The sequence below is a fragment of the Candidatus Blochmanniella pennsylvanica str. BPEN genome (assembly GCF_000011745.1).
GTDB classification, from domain to species: Bacteria; Pseudomonadota; Gammaproteobacteria; order Enterobacterales; family Enterobacteriaceae; genus Blochmanniella; species Blochmanniella pennsylvanica.
This window is the reverse complement of sequence record NC_007292.1, coordinates 280,342-303,807: the sequence shown is the minus strand read 5'-3', so window position 1 is coordinate 303,807 and position 23,466 is coordinate 280,342. Positions and strand designations below refer to the sequence as shown.

The following is a 23,466-nucleotide window of genomic DNA, read 5'->3' as shown; positions in this document are numbered from 1 at the left end:
TTAATCTGTTTTCCAATTTAATATTGAACTTACTAAAAGACGTCTTAGAAAGACATTATAGTTAACAAAAAATAAACCCATATTTCGAGCAATAATCAAGGGCAAGTAATGATTGCTAAATAGACGCACTAATCCATCGGTAATTTTAATGGTCCTACATTGATCTAAATGCCTATGTTTTTGGTATCTATTTAACACAGAATAGTCTCCAATATCTAGATTCTGATATAATGCTTGTGTTACTATTTTTGATAACACTACAATGTCACGCAATCCAAGATTGAATCCTTGTCCAGCAATAGGGTGTAAATTTTGTGCCGCATTTCCGACTAATGCTAATCTATGACTAATATGGCTATTAGCCCGCGTTAACCAAAGATCATAAAAATATCTCTTTCCTATATTCAAAATTTTTCCTAATTTCCATCCGAATACATTTTGTAATTCTTGAGCAAATTTATCTCTATTCCATGTAGATACCTCTTTTTTTTGTTTATCAGAAATACACCAAATTAAAAAACTAGAATCGTTAGCCATAGGCAATATGGCTAATGGTCCATACTCTGTAAATTTTTCAAAAGCTCTTCCAAAATGAGGTATTTCAGTAGTAATTTTAGAAACTACAGCAATTTGTTGATAATTCCATCTGAACCATTGCATACCACAATTGGCAGCTAGTGTTGAATCTGCACCATCTGCCGCGACCATTAATTTTGAAACTATTTGATGATCATTATTTAAAACAATTATGTTATTTTTTTTTTCACGTTTAATTTTTTTTAAAGTTGCTGGGCAATATACAGTTACAGTAGATTTATTATGTAAAAAATCAAACAATTTCTTTCTAAATATATCTAATTCGATAACATAACCTAATTCTGGTAATTGATAGTCTTGAGCATCAATAAATATTTTATTCAACCGATGATATTCACTAACCTCTACTTGTTTTATAATGGTGGAGCAAGAAGATAAAATTGGAGCCATATTAATTCGTATTAATTCAAAATAAGCGCCTCGCGATAAAGCTATTACATGAGGTGGGTATGCATTTGAGGATAATTTTGTATTATAACAATAAGGAGAATGTTGCTCTATTAAGGAAATTTCTAAATCTCCTTTTGTCAATTTAGATAACATTAAGGCTAGTATTGCGCCCGTCATCCCTCCGCCATTTATAACAATAGACATCGATTATTATCTAACGTATGAATATAAAAATTTTAATATCAAACAAAAATATAGTATATGAATTATATATAATCAGACTATATTTTTTCAAATATCAGTATTATATATTTTTATAATTTAATTTATTTTAGTTTAATAAAACATAATTTAGATAACTATATAACAATAAAAAACGCAATATGCAAACATCTTTTGTAAGAATTAACGCACCGATTAAATAAAGTATATTTACAGTTAACTTAAATATGAATTTGATATGAGTGTCAAAATATTTTTACATTTGCTATTTATTAGGAATAATTACATTAAATCTAATTGCAATAATTCTTGTTTATTATAAAATGCAAGATATGTTTATGCTGTTATATGACGCTTATAAAGATATAAGCATTTACTATAATATCATTTCAGTATTGTTAGTATTTATGGCAAACAAATCTATTTTTATAATAAAATTAAGTAGTTTTTTAGTATATTAAATATGCATATTCAATATACTACTGTAAAATTCATATAATTTTAAAATAATTTAATCATACAGATGATGTGTAGTATGCGTATGGCTACAAAGATGTTCTATAAACTGATTGAAATATCCTATTTTTAATTGAACTGCATTTAAATTGCAGATTAATTATATTTTTTATGCAAAATATTTTTTACGTTTAAATATTTTTAAAAATTAAATAATTATTAGCTATTGGATGTGTTCAAAATAAAATAATGATTTTTTTTAATCAAATATTCATATATAAAACAAAATTTTTGTATATGTGTATAACCATTACAGTAATTGTTATTGTATTGTATAGTCATTGAAAAATATAAATAGATTATAATTTCCAGGAAAGAAATATGCCTGAACAACCAATAGACATTCAAATTTTCGGTCGAACACTACGTATCAATTGTCCGCCTCAACAACAGGATGCTTTAAACAAGGCAGTAGAGGATTTAACTAAACGTTTGCAGGATTTAAAAATTAGAACAAGAGTAACTAATGCTGAACAATTAGTATTTATAGCCGCTTTAAATATATGTCATGAATTAGCTCAAGAAAAATTAAAAACACGTGAATATGCAGATAACATTGAGAAACATATTCTTTTATTACAACAAACTATCGAAAAAGCCTTAATTTCACATACTCATATTACTGAGCATGCTAATAGATCACTGGAATGCTCTGAACACACATGAATTATTATATTATATATTTTGTGTGTAGACATAATAAGATCGTCAGAATAACGAATGTAGATAAGCAAACATAGTTAACACTATTTTCAGGACAAACAGCGTATAAATATGCTGTATTTATATCAATGAATTCAATCTAATATGTATCTTGATGATAAAAAATCACACAGAAAATTTCTTCGTATGTATATACGAAGAATACGTAGAACTTTAACGTTTCAAGAACAATATACAGCGGCACAGTTAATAACTAACAAAATTATGACTATAAATCATATACGTAGATCAACACGTATAGCGGCGTTTATTGCTTTTGATGGAGAAATAAATACTACTTTGCTCATTAAAGCTTTGTTATTGATGCATAAACAGATATATTTACCAATTCTGATTGATTCAGGGTCTAAATGCTTGTTGTTTTCAAGATATACATTTGCAACACCTCTTATATGCAATCATTTAAATATATATGAACCGAAATGGAATGTTCGTTCTGTTATTCCTATAGAAAAAATAGATGTTGTATTTGTTCCATTAGTCGCATTTGATAGTAGTGGAAATCGATTAGGAATGGGTGGTGGTTTTTATGATAGAACTTTACAAAACTGGAAACATCAAAGTAATTATATACCTATAGGATTAGCACATGATTTTCAAAAAATACCTACCCAATTGCTTCCTATGGAAACATGGGATATAATGTTACCAGAAATTATCACTCCATCTTATCATTTGATTGTAGATACTCATTAAAAATACTTTGAGAAATATTGTTGTTTGTAATATTTAGTTTTGTGATAATCACATTTTTTGAATACGGATAAAAGTTTTATATATTCTCAACAATTAATATTAATTAATTTGCATTTATTATCAAGAAATCTTGATAATGATCATATTAAAAATATATTGAATTTATACTGACATATAAATTGTCAATAATTTTTAGTTTTATATTGTTCAAATATGATTTTTTATTAGCATAAAAATATTTATTCAATTATTTTTATACCTTCTCTTGTTCCAATTAATACTATATCTGCTCGTCTTTTCGCGAATATACCAACACTCACTACTCCTGGAATATTATTAATTTTGGTTTCTAATAACGACGCATTTACAATCTTCATGTTATATACGTCTAAGATATTATTGCCATTATCAGTAATTACATTATGCCGATATTCTGGTAAACCACCTAAACGCACTAATTCTCTTGCTACTAATGAGCGAGCCATAGGAATGACTTCTATTGGCAAGGGACCTCGTCCTAATATATTTACTTGTTTACTGCTGTCAACGATACAAATAAATTTTTTAGCTGCAGCAGCAATAATTTTTTCTTTTGTCAAAGCCCCACCCTTACCTTTAATCATTTGCATATGTGAATCAATTTCATCTGCACTGTCAACATATACATCTAATTCGTGCAAGCTATTAAGATTACATAGAGGAATACCTATTTTTTTTAATTGATTAGATGAGTAATTTGAACTGGAAACCACGCCTTCTATTTTTTCTTTTATACTGTTTAGTGCTTCAATAAAATATGTAACAGTAGAACCTGTTCCTACTCCTATAATTCTGCTAGATTGAACATATTTTAAAGCCGCCCAACCTACTGATTTTTTTAATTTATTTTGTACCATACAACACCCATACAAGACGTATATTATGTAATTAGCATGTACTAATTTGATCTATTATTATTGATGTTTGATAATAATTTTCGTTTTATATAGATCAAAAAACGATATTCAATGGGAATTAAAACCATACATTAGATATTTTTATGATTCATGTAGGCATTGCACTCCATAAACAAAAAACAGGTTTTATGATTTATTTGTATTGAAATTTCATTAAATCTTATTTGTCGTAATCGTAATATTAATAATATTCATCAAATTTAACTTCATATAATTTGAATTTTATTCGATACACGAATCTAATCTAGTATATTATAATTTGTTATTAAAAAATTATTTTACAAAATATTAACAGCATTTAAGGTGTAAAATATTTTTTCTAAATACTTAACCATTGATTTTTGTCCTGCACGAATCCAAATACGTGGATCATAAAATTTTTTATTTGGTTGATCATTTCCATATGGATTACCTAATTGAGTTTGAAGAAAGCTTTTATTATGTTGGTAGTATTTTAAAATACCTTCCCAAGTAGCCCACTGTATATCAGTATCAATATTCATTTTTACAACACCGTAACTGATAGCTTCTTTAATTTCTTCTTCTGTAGATCCAGATCCTCCGTGAAATACTAAATTTAAAAAATTGTCAGGTAATCCAAATTTATTCGAAACGTATTTTTGTGATTTTTGAAGAATTTTTGGATCCAATCGTATGTTGCCTGGTTTGTATACACCATGTACATTGCCAAATGATGCAGCTATAATAAATCGAGGACTGATAATATGTAATTTTTCATAAGCATAAGTTATATCTTCTGGGTTTGTATATAAAAGTGAACGATCCAAATGATGGTGATCTATGCCATCTTCTTCTCCTCCGGTGCAACCTAATTCTATTTCTAAAGTCATATTTAATTTGTGCATACGACTTAAATACTGTGAGCTAATTTCTATATTTTCTTTTAAAGATTCTTCAGATAAATCAATCATATGAGACGAAAATAATGGACTACCAGTTTCATAAAAATGCTTTGCACCTAAATCCAATAGAGTATTAATCCAAGGCAAATTTTTTTTAGTACAATGATCAGTATGCAAAATAACAGGAATACCATAATGTTTAGAAATATGATGTACATGTAGACTACCAGAGACAGCTCCTAATACTGCTGTATTATGATCATTTTTATCACTATTTAAACCATATCCTGCCATGAAAGCAGATCCTTTTTTAGAAAACTGTAAAATAATAGGAGACTGCATATTAGCTGCAGATTCTAATGCAGCATTAATTGAATCCATTCCTATACAGTTTACCGCTGGTAAAGCAAAATTGTTTTTTTTTGCAAAATCAAATATTTTCTGTACATTGTTTCCAGTAACTACACCTGGTTTTGTAAAATCGAGGATCTTAGTCATTTATTTTCTTCTGTTGTTAATGAAAGAATACATCGACAAGACTATTTAAATATAGTCGTATATATTTTTCATATATAATACTGGTTAATTCATGTTATTTAAAGCATGTTTTTCAAGCATTTTTACTGATGGAAATGTTTTACCTTCAATGAATTCTAAAAAAGCACCACCTCCAGTAGAAATATAAGAAATTTGATTAGAAATATCAAATAAATCAATAGCCATTAGAGTATCACCGCCTCCAACGATAGAAAAAGCATTACTTTTAGCAATAGCATGAGATATCATCTCCGTGCCTTTTCTGAAATTTGGAAATTCAAATACTCCAATAGGACCGTTCCAAAGAATAGTTTTAGCACAATTTAAAATATCTAATATTCGAGTAATAGATTCATCACCTAAGTCAAGAATTTGCTCATTATCTTTAATATCAATTATAGCTTTCATAGTGACTGGAGCAGTTTCAGAAAATTCTGTACTTACTCGTACATCAGTAAGAATAGGTATATCGCAATTTTCTAAAAGACGTTTTGCTGTAGGTATAAGTTCTTCTTCATATAAGGATTTACCTACTTTTTTGCCTTGAGCTGCTAAAAAGGTATTTGCAATACCTCCTCCTACTATCAAATAATCTGCAACTTTTGATAAAGAATCTAAAACAATCAATTTAGTAGATACTTTAGATCCCCCAACTATTGCAACCATTGGTCTCATAGGATTACATAAGGCCTTTCCTAAAGCTTCTAGCTCTTTTTGCAATAAAAGCCCAGAACAAGCTAAAGAAACAAATTTACCTATACCATGTGTAGACGCCTGTGTACGATGAGCACTACCAAACGCATCCATAATAAATACATCACATAACATGGCGTATTTCTTTGATAATATCTCATCATCTTTTTTTTCTCCTTTATTAAAGCGCACATTTTCTAAAATTAAAAGCTCTCCTTCCATAAAGTTTACTCCCTCTAAATAATCTTTAACCAGACGCACTTCTTTAACATATCGATTAATCAATTGTTTCTTTAAATATTCAACCACGGGCTGTAAGGAAAATTGAGCATTATATTCTCCTTCTATTGGTCGACCCAGATGAGAAGTTACCATAACATGTTTACTTTTCTTTAAAGCCAATTTAATAGTAGGTAATGATGCATGAATTTTTCTATTAGAAGTAATAACTCCATTTTTAACAGGTACGTTTAAATCAGAACGAATTAAAACACGTTTACCCGTTAGGTCTAAATCAGTTATTTTGATCATAGTCATGATAGGTAACCTTTTAAATGTGAAGCAATATAGATGGTCATATATTGATGATGAAAAATATTTTTATTTATCTATATATCACTATTTTTAGTTTAGTTTATTAGTTAGCGACTGAATAAAATAAATAATATATAACTTAAAATAAATTTAATTTTTCAAAATAATTAATTAATAACATAGAAACTCTAAAAAATTAATGTATTGTAAACAACTACTATATACTGAACAGTATTAACCTGCATTAGGAAACATGCAATATCTTATGAGAGCATAATGTGCTGATTACTTAATAACAATCTGATTTATAAATCATTTATAAATTTAGTGTTGTAATCATATAATCATTTAATATGTTACATAATTAATATTATAAGTATTATTGATTTGATGTCAGTATTAAGCATTGAAATATAGTACCAATTTTATCATGCGATGTTATTTTTTCGTGTGATTAATTACAGTGTTTAATTAATGAATAACATATTAAATTAATTTTTAATTCTTCTTTGATTTCACTTGAGTATAAAGCATTTCCAACCCTATTGTAGCTGCTGCTAAAGCAGTAATTTGTGCGCAATCATAAGCTGGAGCTACCTCTACTAAATCAATACCTATAATATTTAAATGTTGAAAACCTCGTATTAATTTTAATACACGGTAACTTGTTAATCCTCCAATTACTGGAGTCCCAGTACCAGGTGCTATAGCTGGATCCAAACAATCAATATCGAAAGTTAAATATACTGGAAAGGATTGAGCGATTGATGTTATTTTATTTATGATAACATCAATGTTAGTATCATTAATATACTCTACATCTAGCACTGTAAATCCGAAACATTTTTTGTATTCGGTACGAATACCAATTTGTATTGAATGTACAGGATCTATTAATTTTTCATTAAGAGCATGTAATATTACAACACCGTGATCATATTTACTATCGTTATCATAATAATCTGCATGTGCGTCAAAATGTATTATTGCTAATTTTCCAAAAAATTTTGCATACGCACGTAATATAGGTAATGTGATATAATGATCGCCTCCAAATGATAACATTTTTTTTCCAGACATTAGTAAATTTTCAGCATGGTTTTGTAGAGAACTGGTGAAATCTTGTATGTCTCCAGATTTATATATTAAATCTCCGCAGTCAATTATGTGTAAATTCTTGCGTATATTCACGTTCCAAGGCCAACGAAAATGTTCCCAGGCTAAATTAATAGATGCCTGTCTAATAGCGGTTGGTCCAAATCTACTTCCTGAGCGACCAGACGTAGCCAAATCAAAAGGAACTCCAGTAATTACCCAATCACTATTACTATTATAAGGATCGAATTCTAATGGAAATCGTAAAAATCCAAAGGAATTTGAAAATAAGGAGCTATCATTTTTATAATTCAAAGTGTTCATGTGTTTCCTTTATTTAATTAATTTTATAAACAGTCTATTATATGTAAAATACAGTTTGAGTAAAATTAAATAGAATATTTGTATAAATTAATATTTCTAAAAATTTTTTATATGCTCTGTCGACACAGTTGCAGTTCAACAAGTTTCTCAAATTTAAAAAATTTCTATAAATATGTTCAAATAAACCTGTACTTAAATGTATGATGACATCTATATAGTAAATGAATTACAAACAAGACTTATTTTTATTTATTTTTTAATTTAATTATTTTCTACAACACAAGATGCAAACATTTTATTATAAAATGATTACATAAGATATTTGGTTTGTATAAGTATTGAATATCGTTAGAATTTTAAATTTATATACACAATGATATTGAATAATATAACTTTACTTTTTAATAAATTAATTAAAAACATGATTCAATAATATAAGTGAATAAACGCATAAAAAATTAAGTTAATCATGATACTTATATAAGTATCAGATGAAAAGTATTAGAAACAGGCATATTTACAGCAAATTTTGATCATAATCTATTAATAATTATTAATATAGCTACTTTATCAATATTTGATATATAAATTTAATAATATTTTTTACTATTAAATACAAAAAGGAAGTATGATATGTTGGTAATTTACATAAAATAATTTTATGCGTATGATTAATTCAAATAAATTTACTATACCTATGTTGGGTCATACTAATGTAAGTCACGAACTTGATACTAAAAAGGATATAAAAAATGTCGCAATATTCGTTTACATCTGAGTCCGTATCAGAAGGACATCCGGATAAAATTGCAGATCAGATTTCTGATGCTATATTGGATTCTATCTTAGCGCAGGATCCAAGAGCTCGTGTTGCGTGTGAAACTTATGTTAAGACAGGTATAGTAATAATGGGCGGGGAAATTACTACTACTGCTTGGGTAAATATGGAAGAAATCGCTAGAAACACTATTCGTGATATTGGTTATGTTCATTCAGATATGGGGTTTGATGCAAATTCTTGCGTAATATTGAGTGTAATTAATAAACAATCTTCAGATATTCAATATAGTATTGATCATGGTAATACAAGTACATTACAACGAGGAGCAGGTGATCAGGGATTAATGTTTGGATATGCTACTAATGAAACTAGTGTTTTCATGCCTGCTCCGATAACATATGCGCATCGTTTGATTAAAAGAAAATCTCAAGTGAGAAAAAGTGGAGTGTTGCCTTGGTTGGGATTAGATGCTAAAAGTCAAGTAACTGTTGCTTATGAGCATGGCAAGATCATTGGCATCACTGCTGTTGTCTTGTCTATTCAACATGCTTGTGATATAAAGTTAACAGATTTGAAAGAAGCTGCTATGGAAGAAATTATTAAACCAGTGTTACCTAACAAATGGTTAACTAATAACACTATATTTCTTATTAATCCTGGCGGGCGTTTTGTTATCGGAGGTCCTATTAGTGATTGTGGTTTAACTGGAAGAAAAATCATTGTAGATACCTATGGAGGTATAGGTCGGCATGGGGGCGGATCTTTTTCTGGAAAAGATCCTTCAAAAGTAGATCGTTCGGCTGCTTACGGAGCAAGATATGTAGCTAAAAATATTGTAGCGGCTGGATTAGCAGATCGCTGCGAGCTGCAAGTATCCTATGCAATTGGTGTTCCACATCCAATTTCTATGAGTATTGAAACTTTTGGAACAGAAAAAATATCACATGACATTTTAATGCAATTAATAAAAAATTTTTTTGATTTTCGTCCTTATGGTTTAATTGCCATGTTAGATTTATTAAGACCAATTTACAAAGAAACAGCTGTTTATGGACATTTTGGTCGTGAATGTTTCCCTTGGGAAAAAATTGATAAAGCAGACCTTCTTCGTGATGCGGCTGGTTTGAAATGTACACCTTAATAGTATTCACATACTTATTTTTAAGTTGATTTGTAATGATTTTATTAATATGGGAATATACAATGTGTTGATCAATGATCATACAATAAGAAGATTGATATTGGTCTTGTATATAATATATATATGTTTAGATAATAATTAAAATTATGTAGTCAGTTTTTGATAAAGATTAAAATTTAAATACATGTTGTTTATACATAAAATTAATACTTAATTTTATGTATAAACAAAATTGCAATGTATGCAAGTATAATGATTTAAGGTTAGTTAATTTTTAAAAAATTTTTATGAAATATATAGTACACAATAAATAAATTTTTTAAATATAATAAAATATAATGAGATTTTATATGCTGAATTAACTTCAGTAATTTTTATTAGTCTTTATAAAAAACTATATTAAAATATAAGTATATATAAATATTTTTTTAGATATTTTGATATGTAGTAATTTTGATTAATTTTAATGTAAAAATAAAATTACAGCATGTGTTATTTGAGAATCTACATTCTTATATGTTGTATAATTAATTGTTGATTTTTTTGCATTTAAAATGTTATTAGTTTAATTTAAATTTTATTTAAATATTCTCATTATAAATATTGTGTTAACAAAAAACACAAATCCATGTGTTCATAACAATTAAAAAATACTTAAATTGAAAAGCGGTTTGCACAGAAATCAATCAATTATAATTGATAACAAGGATGTGTATTATTTAAGAAAAAATAATTGATTTAAATTTTTAAACTTTATATTTTTAACAAATAAATTTATAAATAATTTATGTTAACACCACATAAGATAATAAATTTACAAAATCATTTTTTAATAGCTATGCCGGCACTGCAAGATCCATTATTTAAACAATCAGTGGTATATATTTGTGAACATAATGACGCAGGTGCTATGGGAATTGTCATTAATAAACTAGTGACACGATGTACGGTAGAGACTATATTAAACAATCTAAAGATTGTATCCCCCACGCGCGATCCGTCTGTTCGATTAGATAATCCAGTATTTGCAGGAGGCCCCTTATTAGATGATCGAGGTTTTATTTTACATACTCCTATAAAAGGTTTTGGTTCTAGTGTTAACATTTCTTCAAAAGCTATGATTACTACTTCTAAAGATATTTTAGAAACTTTAGGAACCCCTAATCAACCAAAGGATGTATTGGTGGCGCTTGGCTATTCTGGATGGGATAAAGGTCAATTAGAACATGAATTAATGGAAAATACTTGGCTTACTGCTCCGGCTAATGAAACAATTTTATTTCATACTCCTATTATTGATCGTTGGCGCGCAGCTGCAAAAATATTAGGAATTGATATTTATAATATTGCTGATCAGACAGGTCATGCGTGATGTCAATTGTGTCGGCATAGTTATGGGTTTTGATTTTGGTACTAAGCACATAGGAGTAGCTATTGGTCAGAAATTGACTTGTACTGCACAACCTCTGACTGTATTGCAGTCGCAATCTGGTGTTCCTAATTGGAAGCGTATCCGAGATATTTATAATACGTGGAAACCAATGATTTTTGTAGTAGGATTACCTTTAAAAATAGATGGTAGCGAACAACCTATTACAATTTTAGCAAAGATATTTGCCATTCAACTCAAAGAACTGTTTCCAGTTCCAGTAAAAATGCATGATGAGCGTTTTAGTACAAGTGAAGCACGTTTAAACTATTTTAAATATTATCATGATGATTTATGTGCTAGATCGAATATTAAAATCAATGCAATTGCAGCTGGAGTAATTTTAAAAAGTTGGTTAAACAAATCTTAAGTACAAAAAAATAATATTTCCTATATAAATAGGATAAAAAATAATAACTAAGTATTAGAAATAATATTAATTATGATAATAATGTTCAAATTTTAAAATTGTTTTTATTATTTGTTATTTTAAAAATTTTTTAATAATGTAAAAAAAAATGATAATACATCAAATATTTAAATTAATCATATTAATTTATATATAAAAAGTTTTATTTTATATGTAAGAATACATATTAATTTTTAATGAGCATAACAATAAGAAATTTACTCAATTTTATTAGTTTTGTATAATTTGATTACAATTAAAAGATAATTTTAAATTTTGATAGATGATGTAATTATACATATTTTATAAATTTTAAATTTCAAGTGAATAAGGGTATTTAAAAATATTTTCTTTGTTTTTATTTATATTTTTTTTGAGATAGAGTGTCAGTACAAACGAAATAAATTAGGAATTGTAATAATGGATAAAAAATCGGTTGTGTTAATTGAGACAAATCAACGTACAGTGCTACATTAATAATGTTTGTGATATTATTTTTTTATTTCTAATAAAAATTAGATGATAAAAATCTATAAATTTTAATAAAAATATGCACATGCGTCTGTTATGAACAAATGCATGTGCACTAATATATGGACACTGTTTTCTAATAATAATTAGAAATATGATTGTTAAATCACTTTCCTCAAAAAGTAGTTTATTGTAAAGTGACATTAACATGTTTAAAAATAAATAATTATTAAATTATATTACTAATTATTAAAATTAAATTTTATATTTTGTTAGTTGACTGAAATATCTATAGTTACTTTAACAACACATTAATCAGGTATTTCTATTCAGCAAAATTGTTTTAAATTTTTAACAATACCTTTTAATAAAAGTTTTAGTTGATTGCGTAAGCATGTGATTACATTTGATTTTTATATAGCACAAAAACGTATGGCTCAAGATATTATTTTTTCAAAAAAAATGTTACTGTGGTATCATAAATATAGAACGCAGGATTTTCCATGGCAATTGAATAAAACAATGTATAAGACTTGGTTATCTGAAATCATGCTGCAACAAACACAAGTGAAAACTGTAATTTTTTATTATGAACGATTTATTTCAAAATTTCCAACTATTAAACAATTGGCGACAGCAGAATTAGATGAAGTATTATTTTTATGGAGCGGATTAGGGTATTATGTGCGAGCTAGGAATTTACATAAAACAGCTAAAATTATTGTTAATCATTATCACGGCAATTTTCCAAAAGATTTCGACACGCTTGTTTCTTTTCCTGGTATCGGAAAATCTACCGCAGGAGCTATATTATCGTTAACATTAGATCAGCATTATCCTATTCTTGATAGTAATGTAAAACGAATACTAATTAGATATTATGCTCTCGATTATTCTTTATCAAGAAATAGCTCTGAAGTAAATAATAAACTATGGTTGTTAATTAAGCAATTACTTCCTAATATAGGAGTTGCAGATTTTAATCAAGCCATGATGGATCTCGGGAGATTAATATGTACTAGTACGTATCCACTTTGCAATGATTGCCCTCTTCGAGAAGGTTGTCGATCTTTTCTAAATCACTGTGTTGATCAATATCCCAGAAAGAAACTTAAAAAAAAATTAATTAAGAAAACTATCTGGTTTTTATTGTTATTGTCACAACAGTATCAAATGAAAATGATATGGCTCGAAAAGCGATCATATCAAGGAATATGGGGAGGATTATTTTGTTTTCCTGAATTTTCCACCCTTAAAATATTAAATACGTGGTTGTTACACTATAATCTTCATAATAATCAACGTATGAATCTGGATATTCTAAAACACAAATTAAGCAATATTGATTTAGAAATAAAACCAATATTGCTTAATACACATAAAAAATTAAATTATAAAAAAGATGGGATTTGGTATGATTTGATGCATCCTCCAGTCATTGGATTACCTAAACCAATTTCTATAATACTGCAGAAATTGTAATCATAACGCAGTAAAGATATTGAATTTCCAATTCTCATACAAATGATTGTTGCAATGTGAGACTTCTAATAATGTCCAAAATAATTTATTGTGTTTTTTTAAAAAAATATGCTGAAGGACTAGACGCTCCATGTTATCCAGGAGCATTAGGCAAATATATTTATGAACATATTTCTAATATCGCATGGATGCAGTGGCAAGATAAACAAACTATTTTAATCAATGAAAATAAACTCAATATGATGAATATTGCAGATCGTACAATACTTGAAAAAGAAATGAAAATTTTTCTATTCGGAAAAAATTTTTCAATAAAAAATAATTAATTACTAGAGTTTTTCTCTTTCAATTGTAATGTAATTACACGTAAATTTTTTCGAACTTCGTGTTTAAAGTAGAGCGATGATTTGTTATGACAATAACAAATTTTTATTCTCAATTTACGACAATATCACATGTAGCCATTATTCAATGAACGCGCATTTACGTTTAATTAGTTTTTATGGTTACTGACTGTGGATTAACAATGGTTTTGAGAGCCCAAATACTACTGATTCGTCAATTATTATTTTATCTATATTGTTTTTTGAAGGTAATTCATACATTACATCTAGCAATATATTCTCTAAAATAGCTCTAAGTCCACGAGCACCAATTTTTTTTTTCATAGCATTTTTAGCAATAGCAGTCAATGATGTTTCGGAAAATTCCAATTTTACTCCATCAATATGAAATAACATTTCATATTGTTTTATTAAAGCATTCTTTGGTTCTTTTAAGATTTTAATTAATTCTTTTTCCTTCAGTTCATCTAAAGTAGAAACTATGGGAAGTCGACCAACAAATTCTGGAATTAAACCAAATTTAATTAAATCTTCTGGCTCAATTTGTGTTAATAATGAATGCTCAATGTTTTTTGTTGTATCGTTGTTTTCTAAAACTCGAAACCCAATTGTACGTTTGTTAGTAGTGCGTTGCTGGATAATTTGATTCAAACCAAAAAAAGCACCACCACAAATAAAAAGAATATTAGTAGTATCCACTTGTATAAATTCTTGCTGAGGATGTTTACGACCTCCTTGTGGTGGTACCGCAGCTGTAGTCCCTTCAATCAATTTTAATAAAGCTTGTTGTACTCCTTCTCCGGAAACATCTCGAGTAATAGAAGGATTTTCTGATTTTCTAGAAATTTTGTCTATTTCATCTATATAAATGATTCCTTGTTGCGCTTTATTTACATCATAATTACATCGTTGTAATAACTTTTGTACAACGTTTTCTACATCTTCACCTACATACCCCGCTTCTGTCAAAGTAGTAGCATCTGATATAGAAAATGGTACATTAAGAAACCGAGCTAATGTTTCTGCTAATAATGTTTTGCCACTCCCTGTAGGGCCGATCAATAAAATGTTACTTTTAAACAATTTTGTACCATTGCTGTTTATACACGTCTTTTCATTACGTAAACGTTTGTAATGATTATATACTGCTACTGCAAGTACTTTTTTAGTGTATTCTTGTCCAATCACATAATCGTCCAAGTAATTCTTAATTTCACAAGGGGTAGGATATTTGGTCAATTTTTCGTTAATTATTTTACCTTTATTTTCTTGACTAATTATATCTTTACATAAACCAACACATGTATCGCAAATATGTGCTGATAATCCAGCAATTAATTTTAATACTTGATTTTGGTCTTTCCCGCAAAATGAACAACATAATGTACTATTTTTTGAATGATTTTGATGATCATCGCTCACAGTCTGATATCCTTCCGTTTACGTTTAATTCATTTAAAGCAATCTATAAATTACTTGAGATATAAATAACAAATTCAGACATAAATTTTATTACAGATCATGATGATAATGAAACGTAAATTAAGTAATAATTTAAATTTATATTCGTTGAGATAACACACAATCTACCAATCCATACTTCATTGCTTCATCAGCAGATAAAAAACAATCTCGTTCTGTATCTTTATTGATGATATCAATAGATTGTCCGGTATGTTTTGCCATAAGCTTGTTGATATTATTTTTAATTTTTAATATTTCTCTGGTATGAATAGCAATATCAGTAGCTTGTCCTTGGAAAGATCCTAATGGTTGGTGAATCATTATTCGAGCATTCGGTAAACAAAATCGTTTACCTTTGGTACCAGAAGCTAATAGGAAAGCGCTCATGGATGCAGCTTGTCCCATGCAAAACGTACTAACATCAGGTCTTACAAATTGTATAGTATCGTATATTGACATTCCCGCGGTTATTACTCCTCCTGGAGAGTTAATATACAAATGGATGTCTTTTTCTGAATTCTCTGATTCTAAGAACATCATTTGAGCAACAATTAAATTGGCTACACTATCTTCGATAGTTCCTGTCATAAAAATAATTCTTTCTTTTAATAATAAAGAAAATATATCGTATACACGATCTCCTCGAATAGTATGCTCTATTACTGTTGGAACTACTACCATACGATGACAATAAGGCGTTTTAAAGTTATGTGAACATTGCATAGCATGTATTATAATCCTCTTGTATTGTATATCTGTTATATAAAAGTTTTATTTAAACCTTGATATAATACAATTTATGAAAAATTTCAAACTAAATTTAATAATCATATTTTATTAAGAAGTAATTGTTGAGCATATAGCGTTCTGTTAATTTATTATTAATCAAAATGTTTAAGGATTAAAATAGAAAATATTTATATATTCACATATATATTATTTGTTCTTATCGTATCTTATGTGTAAGATTACGGTCGCATGTAATAAATAGTTAAAGACATTGCGCATGGATAAAAACTGATTGTTTATGATTTAATCAACTAATTATAATAAAAGCATTTATTATTTAAAATGATATTTCTTATAGTCTAATGTTTCTAATGATCAGCTAATTTAATCATAACTTATTAAATCGCTATATGTAATTTTTTGCAATAATTTTGTCTGATTAAGAGTAAAATCAGTTATTTTTCTCTATAAAAGAGAACGCGAATACATTGTTAGCGTTGTCGTATTGTTGTTTCATGATCACATTTTTTGAAACATCGAGTGTATCTAATACACTATTGATAATGTTGTAAATTAGAAGCATAGTTAACTCCAATTCTTGAGGTAATATCATCACATGGCAATGCAATTTTACGCGATGTTTATCTTGATCTTCGAAGTTAAATCTGCTTAACAATAAAATGTGTAATTATTTTATTTTTTTTAAGTTCATTGACATAAATATACTTAATTATCTTATTACTATGAACTATTGATGCATATGTTATTAACCATAGAAATAAATTCAATACATTATATATGATATATTTTTTTATATTTAATTTTTTATTTTATTCTAATAATATAGTTTAAATAAACTTTCACATATTCCTGAGTTTTTACATACATACATTTATTTTTTTAGTATCTATTCTGTGAAATAGACCTATTTACGTCATTCTGATTTGACTTTAAAAACTTTAAATTTTCATTTTTTAAAAAAATAACAATACATTCATGCATCTTTCCTTAAAGAATATTTGAAATAATATTCATGTTAAATATTAATTTTTATATTGAAAACATCTTCTACATTATAATCAAACATCTTATCCTGATGAATTAAGGAAAAACTAATTATTTTTTTATTAATTATCATAACGACACCTCCGATGTTGTCGTCTCCATCTGTTACCATAAGATAGTATAACGATGTTACAAGTAACCTGATTCCAATACTAATTTTCTTATTACTACATTTCTAAGTATATGTATTTTTACATTTTTAAAACTACAACCAATATCCATTTTTTATAATGTCTGATAAAAATTGGTTTTTCATTTCAATGTTAATAAATCCTTTCAGTTTTATATGCGGATATACTTCTACTGTGACAGTAGACACAAAATTTTTACTATTATTACAAAAATGTATAAATTATTACATGTAGGTTCACTAATTAAATTGTTTTTTTTGATGATAAGATTAATATAATTTTTATTACATTAATTTTATCATGATTTTATGATGAATAATTATTCCATAATTTTTCTTAAAAAACAAATAGGTACTTTCTCAACACGGAACCCATGAATATATATGTTTTTAGAAACATGTGTCGATCTTTCACAATATTCTTTATTCGCAATATTTATAAAATAAATTAACAGTAATGCGTTTCCATTAAGATTTAATATTTTCAATCATTACGCGTATCTAATTCATTCCTTTTTATTTTATAAATCAAAAATAACAATAAAAGTATACGATACTATGTGACATCACATAACATAAAAATTATAAATGTAACAGATCTTTAATTCATATTTATATCTAATAAATAATTATCATATAACTCATATTCTCAACATTATCCATGCACTAAATTTTTAATAATGTTATATGTGTTAACATTACGATGATATTGATACTTGAATAGATATGTAAAATATCTAAATTAAATTAATTTACATTAAGTTATTCAGTAAAAAAATAGCTCAATTATACCTAACAATACAAGTATTGCTGTAAATTTATTAAAATAATGGAGTATTTAATGTTATCTTTACGTCATAGAATGAAGTTAATTTCAAATAAATATACTGACTATATTTAAAACTTTCTAATAAATGGTAATTATAAAAATTTTTCGACATATATAATCTATTTACATTAATGCAGGTTTGCGGTAGGATATTTAACTTGAGGACTTAAAATATATATTCGCATTAGAATCGTTGAATGAAATTCGGAATATGCAAACATAGAAAGATATATATTTCATTGTTACTGTATAGTTTAATAACAGTATTAAATGGATGCAGCGATTTGGTTTTATTACATCCTAGAGGCCAAATTGGGATGGAAGAACGTTCACTGATATTGACCGCATTCGGATTAATGCTTAGTATAGTTGTCCCAGTAATCGTGATGACAATTTTTTTTACTATAAAATATAGAGCATCTAATCTCAGAAATACGCAATATAGTCCTAATTGGGTAAATTCTAAAGAAATAGAATTTATAGTTTGGGCTGTACCAATTTTAATTATTATCTTTTTAGGGACTGTAACTTGGAAATCTACTCATAAACTAGATCCTAAAAATCCTATTGTATCGTCTACTGAGCAACCAATTATTATTAATGTCATATCATTAGATTGGAAATGGCTTTTTATTTATCCAAAACAAAATATAGCAGTTGTGAATGAGCTTGTTTTTCCAGCGCATATACCAATAAAATTCAATGTTACTTCTAATTCGGTTATGAATTCTTTTTTTATTCCTCAATTAGGAGGACAAATTTATGCGATGGCTGGAATGCGTACGGAACTATATTTAATAGCTAATGCAGCGGGGCGATATAAAGGTATTTCATCAAATTTTAGTGGTCAAGGATTTTCTGGTATGAAATTTACTGTTGTTGCTACACAGACTAAACAAGAATTTGAACAATGGATACAAAAAGCTCGAAAATCATCTCATCAAATTAATAATATGTCAATTTATGAAGAATTAGCTAAACCCAGCGAATACCATCCGATAATTTATTTCTCCAATGTACAACCCAACTTGTTTTACAATGTAATCAATAAATTTACACATCAAAAGAAAGAATATTTTTAGCTATAATTCATGTTTCCTTAATATAAAGCATGATTGTTTTGGGAAATGTTGCAAATATATGAGGATAATAAAATAATGTTTGGAAAATTAACAACACATTCTATTCCATATGAAGATCCAGTTATTATGTCGACAGTTATTATCATTCTTTTCATTGGAATAATTCTTTCTGGTATCATTACATATTACAATAAATGGCGATATCTTTGGAATGAGTGGTTTACTTCTGTAGATCATAAAAAAATTGGGATTATGTATATTATAGTCTCATGTATTATGTTTGTACGTGGTTTTGCCGATGCCATCATGATGAGAGCGCAACAAGCTTTATCTTCTTCTGGATCGTATGAATTTCTTTCAGCCTATCATTACAACCAAGTAATTACTGCTCATGGCGTAATCATGATCATATTTATGGCTACTCCTTTCGTAATAGGATTAATGAACTTGGTAGTTCCATTACAAATTGGAGCACGAGATGTTGCTTTTCCTTTTTTAAACTCATTGAGTTTTTGGTTGTTTATGGTGGGTGTAATTTTGATGAATCTTTCCTTAGGAATAGGAGAATTTGCGCAAACAGGATGGTCAGGTTACCCGCCATTATCAAGCAAAGAATATAGTCCTGGTGTTGGTGTCGATTATTGGATATGGAGTATACAAATTTCTGGAATAGGAACTACTTTGACTGGTATAAATTTTTTCACTACAATTTTATACATGCGAGCTCCAGGATTGTCGATGATGAAAATGCCAGTTTTTACTTGGACTGCTTTATGTACAAATACATTAATCATTGCGGCTTTTCCAATTTTGACTATTACTATCGCTTTATTAACACTAGACCGTTACCTAGGAACCCATTTTTTTACTAATGATTTAGGCGGAAATATGATGATGTATATCAATTTATTTTGGGCTTGGGGTCATCCAGAAGTATATATTTTAGTGTTGCCCGTATTTGGTGTATTTTCAGAAATTGTTTCCACTTTTTCACAAAAGAAATTGTTTGGATATACTTCATTAATATGGGCTACTATAGCTATTACTGTGTTATCTTTTTGTGTATGGTTACACCATTTTTTTACTATGGGTGCGGGTGCTAACGTTAATGCATTTTTCGGTATTATGACCATGATAATTGCCATTCCAACTGGAGTAAAGGTATTTAACTGGTTATTCACTATGTATCGAGGAAAAATTGTTTTTTCCTCCCCAATGATGTGGACTATTGGATTTATCATTACATTTGCCATAGGAGGAATGACTGGGGTGTTATTGTCTGTGCCAGGGGCTGATTTTGTATTGCATAACAGTTTATTTTTAATCGCACATTTTCATAATGTTATTATTGGAGGAGTATTGTTCGGTTGTTTTGCAGGAACCACCTATTGGTTTCCTAAGGCTTTTGGTTATGTTTTAAATGAAAAATGGGGGAAACGAGCTTTTTGGTTTTGGATTATTGGATTTTATATAGCGTTTATGCCGTTATATATTTTAGGGTTTATGGGTATGACTCGTCGATTAAGCCAACACATTGATCCAATATTTTCATCGATGTTAATAACCGCATCAATGGGTACTATATTGATTGGATTAGGTATTATGTGTCAATGTATCCAAATAATAGTCAGTATTGTAAATCGCGATAAACATAAAGATATAAATGGAAATCCATGGAATGGATCTACTTTAGAATGGGCTGTTTCTTCTCCCCCGCCATTTTATAATTTTGCAATTATTCCTATAATAAACAATGATCGTGATGTTTTTTGGTATGTACAAAATAATAGAAACATATACTCTTGTCCTGATCAATTTCAATCCATACATATGCCCAAGAATACGTATTCTGGCATTGTTATATCTTTTTTCGCTTTAACATTTGGATTTGGTATGATTTGGTATATATGGTGGCTCGTTGTTTTTAGTATGTTTGGAATAATAGCAACTTGGATTCTTCATACATTTAATGATGATACAGAATATTACGTACCAGTAGAGAAAATTAAAGAAATTGAATGTGTTAATAATGTATAAACATAATAATTTAAATATAAAGACAATATTTGGTTTCTGGTTATACATAATGAGTGATTGTATTCTATTCGCAAGTTTATTTGCAATATACTCTGTGTTATGTAATAACACAGCAGATTGTTCTTCAGGTAAAGATATATTTTCATTACCTTTTGTGTTTATAGAAACTTGTTGTTTATTATTGAGTAGTCTTACTCATTGTAAAGTTATGATATACGTAGAAAAATCATGTACGAAACAAATAAATATTTGGATGGGAATAACTTTTTTATTAGGACTATGTTTTATTAGTATGGAGATCTATGAATTTTATCATTTAATTAAATTAGGAAACAATCCATGTCGCAGTGCATTTCTTTCTTCTTTTTTTACTTTAGTTGGGACCCATGGTCTACATGTGATGGCGGGCCTTATTTGGATTGCGGTAATGATTATACATATTGTGTATCAAGGATTGACATACACCAACTATATACGAATGCAATGTTTAAGTTTATTTTGGCATTTTCTTGATGTTATATGGATATGTGTATTTACTGAGGTATATTTACTGGGAGTACTATAATTAATGAAGAATGGTTATACACAGAAGTCATATTTAATTGGGTTTGTATTGTCTTTGGTTTTGACAATCGTTCCATTTTTTATGGTTACACATGACACAATAAATAAAAAAATATTAATAAATATTATTGTATTTTGCTCAATAATGCAGATTATTATTCATTTAATTTTCTTTTTACATTTAGGAAATGTATCTAATCAAGCATGGAATTTAATATCTTTAATATTCACAATATTTATTGTTTTTATCCTTGTGTTAGGAAGTGTATGGATTATGACACATTTACATCATAATTTGATGATTTAAATAAGATAGTTTAATTGTTATGATTAAATATTATTTATACTTAACAAAACCAGGAATTGTTTTAGGTAATTTAATGTCATCTGCAGGAGGATTTTTAATCGCATCGCGAGGTGCTATATCTTATTCTTTATTTATCACAATGATTGTAGGAACAGCCTTAGTAATAGCTTCTGGCTGTGTGTTAAATAACATTATTGATCGAGATATTGATGCAGTTATGGAAAGAACTAAACATAGAGTCTTGGTGCAACACGGTCAAATTTTTTTAAATCAAAGTATCTTTTATGCAGTAATATTAAGTATATTTGGATTTTTGTTTTTAAGTTTTACTAAGAATGTTTTGACAATATATTTATCGGCAATAGGTTTATTTATATATGTCGGTGTGTATAGTTTATGGATGAAACGTAGATCTATTTATAGTATAATGGTGGGTAGTATATCAGGAGCGATGCCGCCAGTCATTGGATATTGTGCTGCTGCAAATCAATTTGATGCAGGGGCTTTGATGTTATTAATAATTTTTAGTTTATGGCAAATCCCACATTCTCATTCCATTGCTATTTTACGATTAAATGATTATAAAGTAGCTTTTATTCCAACTTTCCCTATTAAAAAGGGAGTGGAGTCAACTAAGAATCATATGGTTGTTTATATAATTGGATTTATTATAGCAACTATATTATTTACTGTTATGGGGTACACTAGTTATATATTTTTAATAATAATTAGCATTATGAATTTATGGTGGTTACATATGGGATTTTATGGTTATAGAATAATTAATCACGATAGTTTGTGGGCAAAAAAAATGTTTTTATTATCTCTTATCATTATAATATCATTAAATTTGCTTTTATCCTTAGATCATATTTTATTCTCTACAAAAAATATATTACTGTAATTATGACATATGCAAAATATTATTAATTTAAATGAATAAATAATATAATATTTCTCAATATTTATAAAATTTTTATTTTGAATATTTCATATAATATATTGATATTTTTAAAATATATAAATTTAAGATATTTCGATATCCATCTATTGTTA

20 protein-coding genes are annotated in these 23,466 nt (G+C 27.7%); 12 read left to right on the top strand and 8 right to left on the bottom strand.

The window, feature by feature from the left end:
• On the bottom strand, positions 1-1,191 hold the full coding sequence (gene ubiH, locus BPEN_RS01305) for a 2-octaprenyl-6-methoxyphenyl hydroxylase (RefSeq protein WP_011282804.1): 1,191 nt from the start codon (positions 1,189-1,191) through the stop codon (positions 1-3).
• Positions 1,192-2,046: 855 nt separating this feature from the next.
• Between ubiH and zapA the strand changes: the two genes are divergently transcribed.
• Both zapA and BPEN_RS01295 read left to right on the top strand, forming a co-directional pair.
• A complete protein-coding gene (gene zapA / locus BPEN_RS01300; RefSeq protein ID WP_011282803.1) occupies positions 2,047-2,391 on the top strand; it encodes a cell division protein ZapA in 345 nt (114 codons plus the stop codon).
• 141 nt (positions 2,392-2,532) lie between these two features.
• Positions 2,533-3,144, top strand: coding sequence for a 5-formyltetrahydrofolate cyclo-ligase (locus BPEN_RS01295; protein WP_011282802.1), 612 nt, complete (start codon positions 2,533-2,535; stop codon positions 3,142-3,144).
• Between the two features lie 239 nt (positions 3,145-3,383).
• On the opposite strand, the gene rpiA is transcribed toward BPEN_RS01295, so the two are convergent.
• The 4 genes from rpiA to speB all read right to left on the bottom strand — a co-directional run bounded on the left by rpiA (position 3,384) and on the right by speB (position 8,146).
• Positions 3,384-4,040: a ribose-5-phosphate isomerase RpiA gene (gene rpiA / locus BPEN_RS01290; RefSeq protein ID WP_011282801.1), complete on the bottom strand. Its 657-nt coding sequence runs from the start codon at positions 4,038-4,040 to the stop codon at positions 3,384-3,386.
• A gap of 338 nt (positions 4,041-4,378) precedes the next feature.
• Complete coding sequence (gene fbaA, locus BPEN_RS01285; RefSeq protein ID WP_011282800.1) at positions 4,379-5,461, bottom strand: class II fructose-bisphosphate aldolase; 1,083 nt, start codon at positions 5,459-5,461, stop codon at positions 4,379-4,381.
• A gap of 84 nt (positions 5,462-5,545) precedes the next feature.
• Positions 5,546-6,730 (bottom strand): phosphoglycerate kinase, encoded by a 1,185-nt coding sequence (locus BPEN_RS01280; protein WP_011282799.1) that lies wholly within the window; start codon positions 6,728-6,730, stop codon positions 5,546-5,548.
• Between the two features lie 495 nt (positions 6,731-7,225).
• Positions 7,226-8,146, bottom strand: a complete 921-nt coding sequence (gene speB, locus BPEN_RS01275) for an agmatinase (protein WP_011282798.1) — start codon at positions 8,144-8,146, stop codon at positions 7,226-7,228.
• 752 nt (positions 8,147-8,898) lie between these two features.
• Between speB and metK the strand changes: the two genes are divergently transcribed.
• The 5 genes from metK (at position 8,899) to BPEN_RS01250 (ending at position 14,185) form a co-directional block, all read left to right on the top strand.
• The gene (gene metK / locus BPEN_RS01270) at positions 8,899-10,068 is read left to right on the top strand and encodes a methionine adenosyltransferase (RefSeq protein ID WP_011282797.1); all 1,170 of its coding nucleotides are present in this window, start codon (positions 8,899-8,901) and stop codon (positions 10,066-10,068) included.
• Between the two features lie 808 nt (positions 10,069-10,876).
• Positions 10,877-11,440 carry a YqgE/AlgH family protein gene (locus BPEN_RS01265; RefSeq protein WP_041567557.1) on the top strand — a complete coding sequence of 188 codons (564 nt, stop codon included), beginning with the start codon at positions 10,877-10,879 and terminating at the stop codon, positions 11,438-11,440.
• Positions 11,433-11,867: a Holliday junction resolvase RuvX gene (gene ruvX, locus BPEN_RS01260; protein WP_011282795.1), complete on the top strand. Its 435-nt coding sequence runs from the start codon at positions 11,433-11,435 to the stop codon at positions 11,865-11,867. Before BPEN_RS01265 ends, ruvX begins: the two co-directional genes overlap by 8 nt.
• Before the next feature lie 942 nt (positions 11,868-12,809).
• Positions 12,810-13,859, top strand: a complete 1,050-nt coding sequence (gene mutY, locus BPEN_RS01255) for an A/G-specific adenine glycosylase (protein ID WP_011282794.1) — start codon at positions 12,810-12,812, stop codon at positions 13,857-13,859.
• Positions 13,860-13,930: 71 nt separating this feature from the next.
• Positions 13,931-14,185 (top strand): oxidative damage protection protein, encoded by a 255-nt coding sequence (locus tag BPEN_RS01250; protein WP_011282793.1) that lies wholly within the window; start codon positions 13,931-13,933, stop codon positions 14,183-14,185.
• A gap of 180 nt (positions 14,186-14,365) precedes the next feature.
• Here the strand turns inward: BPEN_RS01250 and clpX are convergent, their stop codons facing one another.
• From clpX to BPEN_RS03345, 3 genes are all read right to left on the bottom strand, one after another.
• Positions 14,366-15,625, bottom strand: a complete 1,260-nt coding sequence (gene clpX / locus BPEN_RS01245; protein ID WP_011282792.1) for an ATP-dependent Clp protease ATP-binding subunit ClpX — start codon at positions 15,623-15,625, stop codon at positions 14,366-14,368.
• Positions 15,626-15,763: 138 nt separating this feature from the next.
• Positions 15,764-16,390: an ATP-dependent Clp endopeptidase proteolytic subunit ClpP gene (clpP, locus tag BPEN_RS01240; RefSeq protein ID WP_011282791.1), complete on the bottom strand. Its 627-nt coding sequence runs from the start codon at positions 16,388-16,390 to the stop codon at positions 15,764-15,766.
• 1,042 nt (positions 16,391-17,432) lie between these two features.
• Positions 17,433-17,573: a hypothetical protein gene (locus BPEN_RS03345; RefSeq protein ID WP_187145671.1), complete on the bottom strand. Its 141-nt coding sequence runs from the start codon at positions 17,571-17,573 to the stop codon at positions 17,433-17,435.
• Positions 17,574-18,617: 1,044 nt separating this feature from the next.
• Between BPEN_RS03345 and cyoA the strand changes: the two genes are divergently transcribed.
• The 5 genes from cyoA to cyoE all read left to right on the top strand — a co-directional run bounded on the left by cyoA (position 18,618) and on the right by cyoE (position 23,314).
• On the top strand, positions 18,618-19,502 hold the full coding sequence (gene cyoA / locus BPEN_RS01235) for a ubiquinol oxidase subunit II (RefSeq protein WP_011282790.1): 885 nt from the start codon (positions 18,618-18,620) through the stop codon (positions 19,500-19,502).
• Between the two features lie 75 nt (positions 19,503-19,577).
• Complete coding sequence (gene cyoB, locus BPEN_RS01230) at positions 19,578-21,539, top strand: cytochrome o ubiquinol oxidase subunit I (RefSeq protein WP_011282789.1); 1,962 nt, start codon at positions 19,578-19,580, stop codon at positions 21,537-21,539.
• Positions 21,532-22,104, top strand: a complete 573-nt coding sequence (gene cyoC, locus BPEN_RS01225; protein WP_049749214.1) for a cytochrome o ubiquinol oxidase subunit III — start codon at positions 21,532-21,534, stop codon at positions 22,102-22,104. Before cyoB ends, cyoC begins: the two co-directional genes overlap by 8 nt.
• A gap of 3 nt (positions 22,105-22,107) precedes the next feature.
• The gene (cyoD, locus tag BPEN_RS01220; protein ID WP_011282787.1) at positions 22,108-22,410 is read left to right on the top strand and encodes a cytochrome o ubiquinol oxidase subunit IV; all 303 of its coding nucleotides are present in this window, start codon (positions 22,108-22,110) and stop codon (positions 22,408-22,410) included.
• Between the two features lie 19 nt (positions 22,411-22,429).
• The gene (gene cyoE, locus BPEN_RS01215; RefSeq protein ID WP_011282786.1) at positions 22,430-23,314 is read left to right on the top strand and encodes a heme o synthase; all 885 of its coding nucleotides are present in this window, start codon (positions 22,430-22,432) and stop codon (positions 23,312-23,314) included.
• Positions 23,315-23,466 lie beyond the last annotated feature (152 nt).

Coding starts and splice junctions, on each gene's coding strand:
- ubiH (WP_011282804.1), bottom strand. CDS start 1,191: ATGTCTATTGTTATAAATGGCGGAGGGATGACGGGCGCAATACTAGCC.
- zapA (WP_011282803.1), top strand. CDS start 2,047: ATGCCTGAACAACCAATAGACATTCAAATTTTCGGTCGAACACTACGT.
- BPEN_RS01295 (WP_011282802.1), top strand. CDS start 2,533: ATGTATCTTGATGATAAAAAATCACACAGAAAATTTCTTCGTATGTAT.
- rpiA (WP_011282801.1), bottom strand. CDS start 4,040: ATGGTACAAAATAAATTAAAAAAATCAGTAGGTTGGGCGGCTTTAAAA.
- fbaA (WP_011282800.1), bottom strand. CDS start 5,461: ATGACTAAGATCCTCGATTTTACAAAACCAGGTGTAGTTACTGGAAAC.
- BPEN_RS01280 (WP_011282799.1), bottom strand. CDS start 6,730: ATGACTATGATCAAAATAACTGATTTAGACCTAACGGGTAAACGTGTT.
- speB (WP_011282798.1), bottom strand. CDS start 8,146: ATGAACACTTTGAATTATAAAAATGATAGCTCCTTATTTTCAAATTCC.
- metK (WP_011282797.1), top strand. CDS start 8,899: ATGTCGCAATATTCGTTTACATCTGAGTCCGTATCAGAAGGACATCCG.
- ruvX (WP_011282795.1), top strand. CDS start 11,433: ATGCGTGATGTCAATTGTGTCGGCATAGTTATGGGTTTTGATTTTGGT.
- mutY (WP_011282794.1), top strand. CDS start 12,810: ATGGCTCAAGATATTATTTTTTCAAAAAAAATGTTACTGTGGTATCAT.
- BPEN_RS01250 (WP_011282793.1), top strand. CDS start 13,931: ATGTCCAAAATAATTTATTGTGTTTTTTTAAAAAAATATGCTGAAGGA.
- clpP (WP_011282791.1), bottom strand. CDS start 16,390: ATGCAATGTTCACATAACTTTAAAACGCCTTATTGTCATCGTATGGTA.
- BPEN_RS03345 (WP_187145671.1), bottom strand. CDS start 17,573: ATGGTAACAGATGGAGACGACAACATCGGAGGTGTCGTTATGATAATT.
- cyoA (WP_011282790.1), top strand. CDS start 18,618: ATGAAATTCGGAATATGCAAACATAGAAAGATATATATTTCATTGTTA.
- cyoB (WP_011282789.1), top strand. CDS start 19,578: ATGTTTGGAAAATTAACAACACATTCTATTCCATATGAAGATCCAGTT.
- cyoC (WP_049749214.1), top strand. CDS start 21,532: ATGTATAAACATAATAATTTAAATATAAAGACAATATTTGGTTTCTGG.
- cyoD (WP_011282787.1), top strand. CDS start 22,108: ATGAAGAATGGTTATACACAGAAGTCATATTTAATTGGGTTTGTATTG.
- cyoE (WP_011282786.1), top strand. CDS start 22,430: ATGATTAAATATTATTTATACTTAACAAAACCAGGAATTGTTTTAGGT.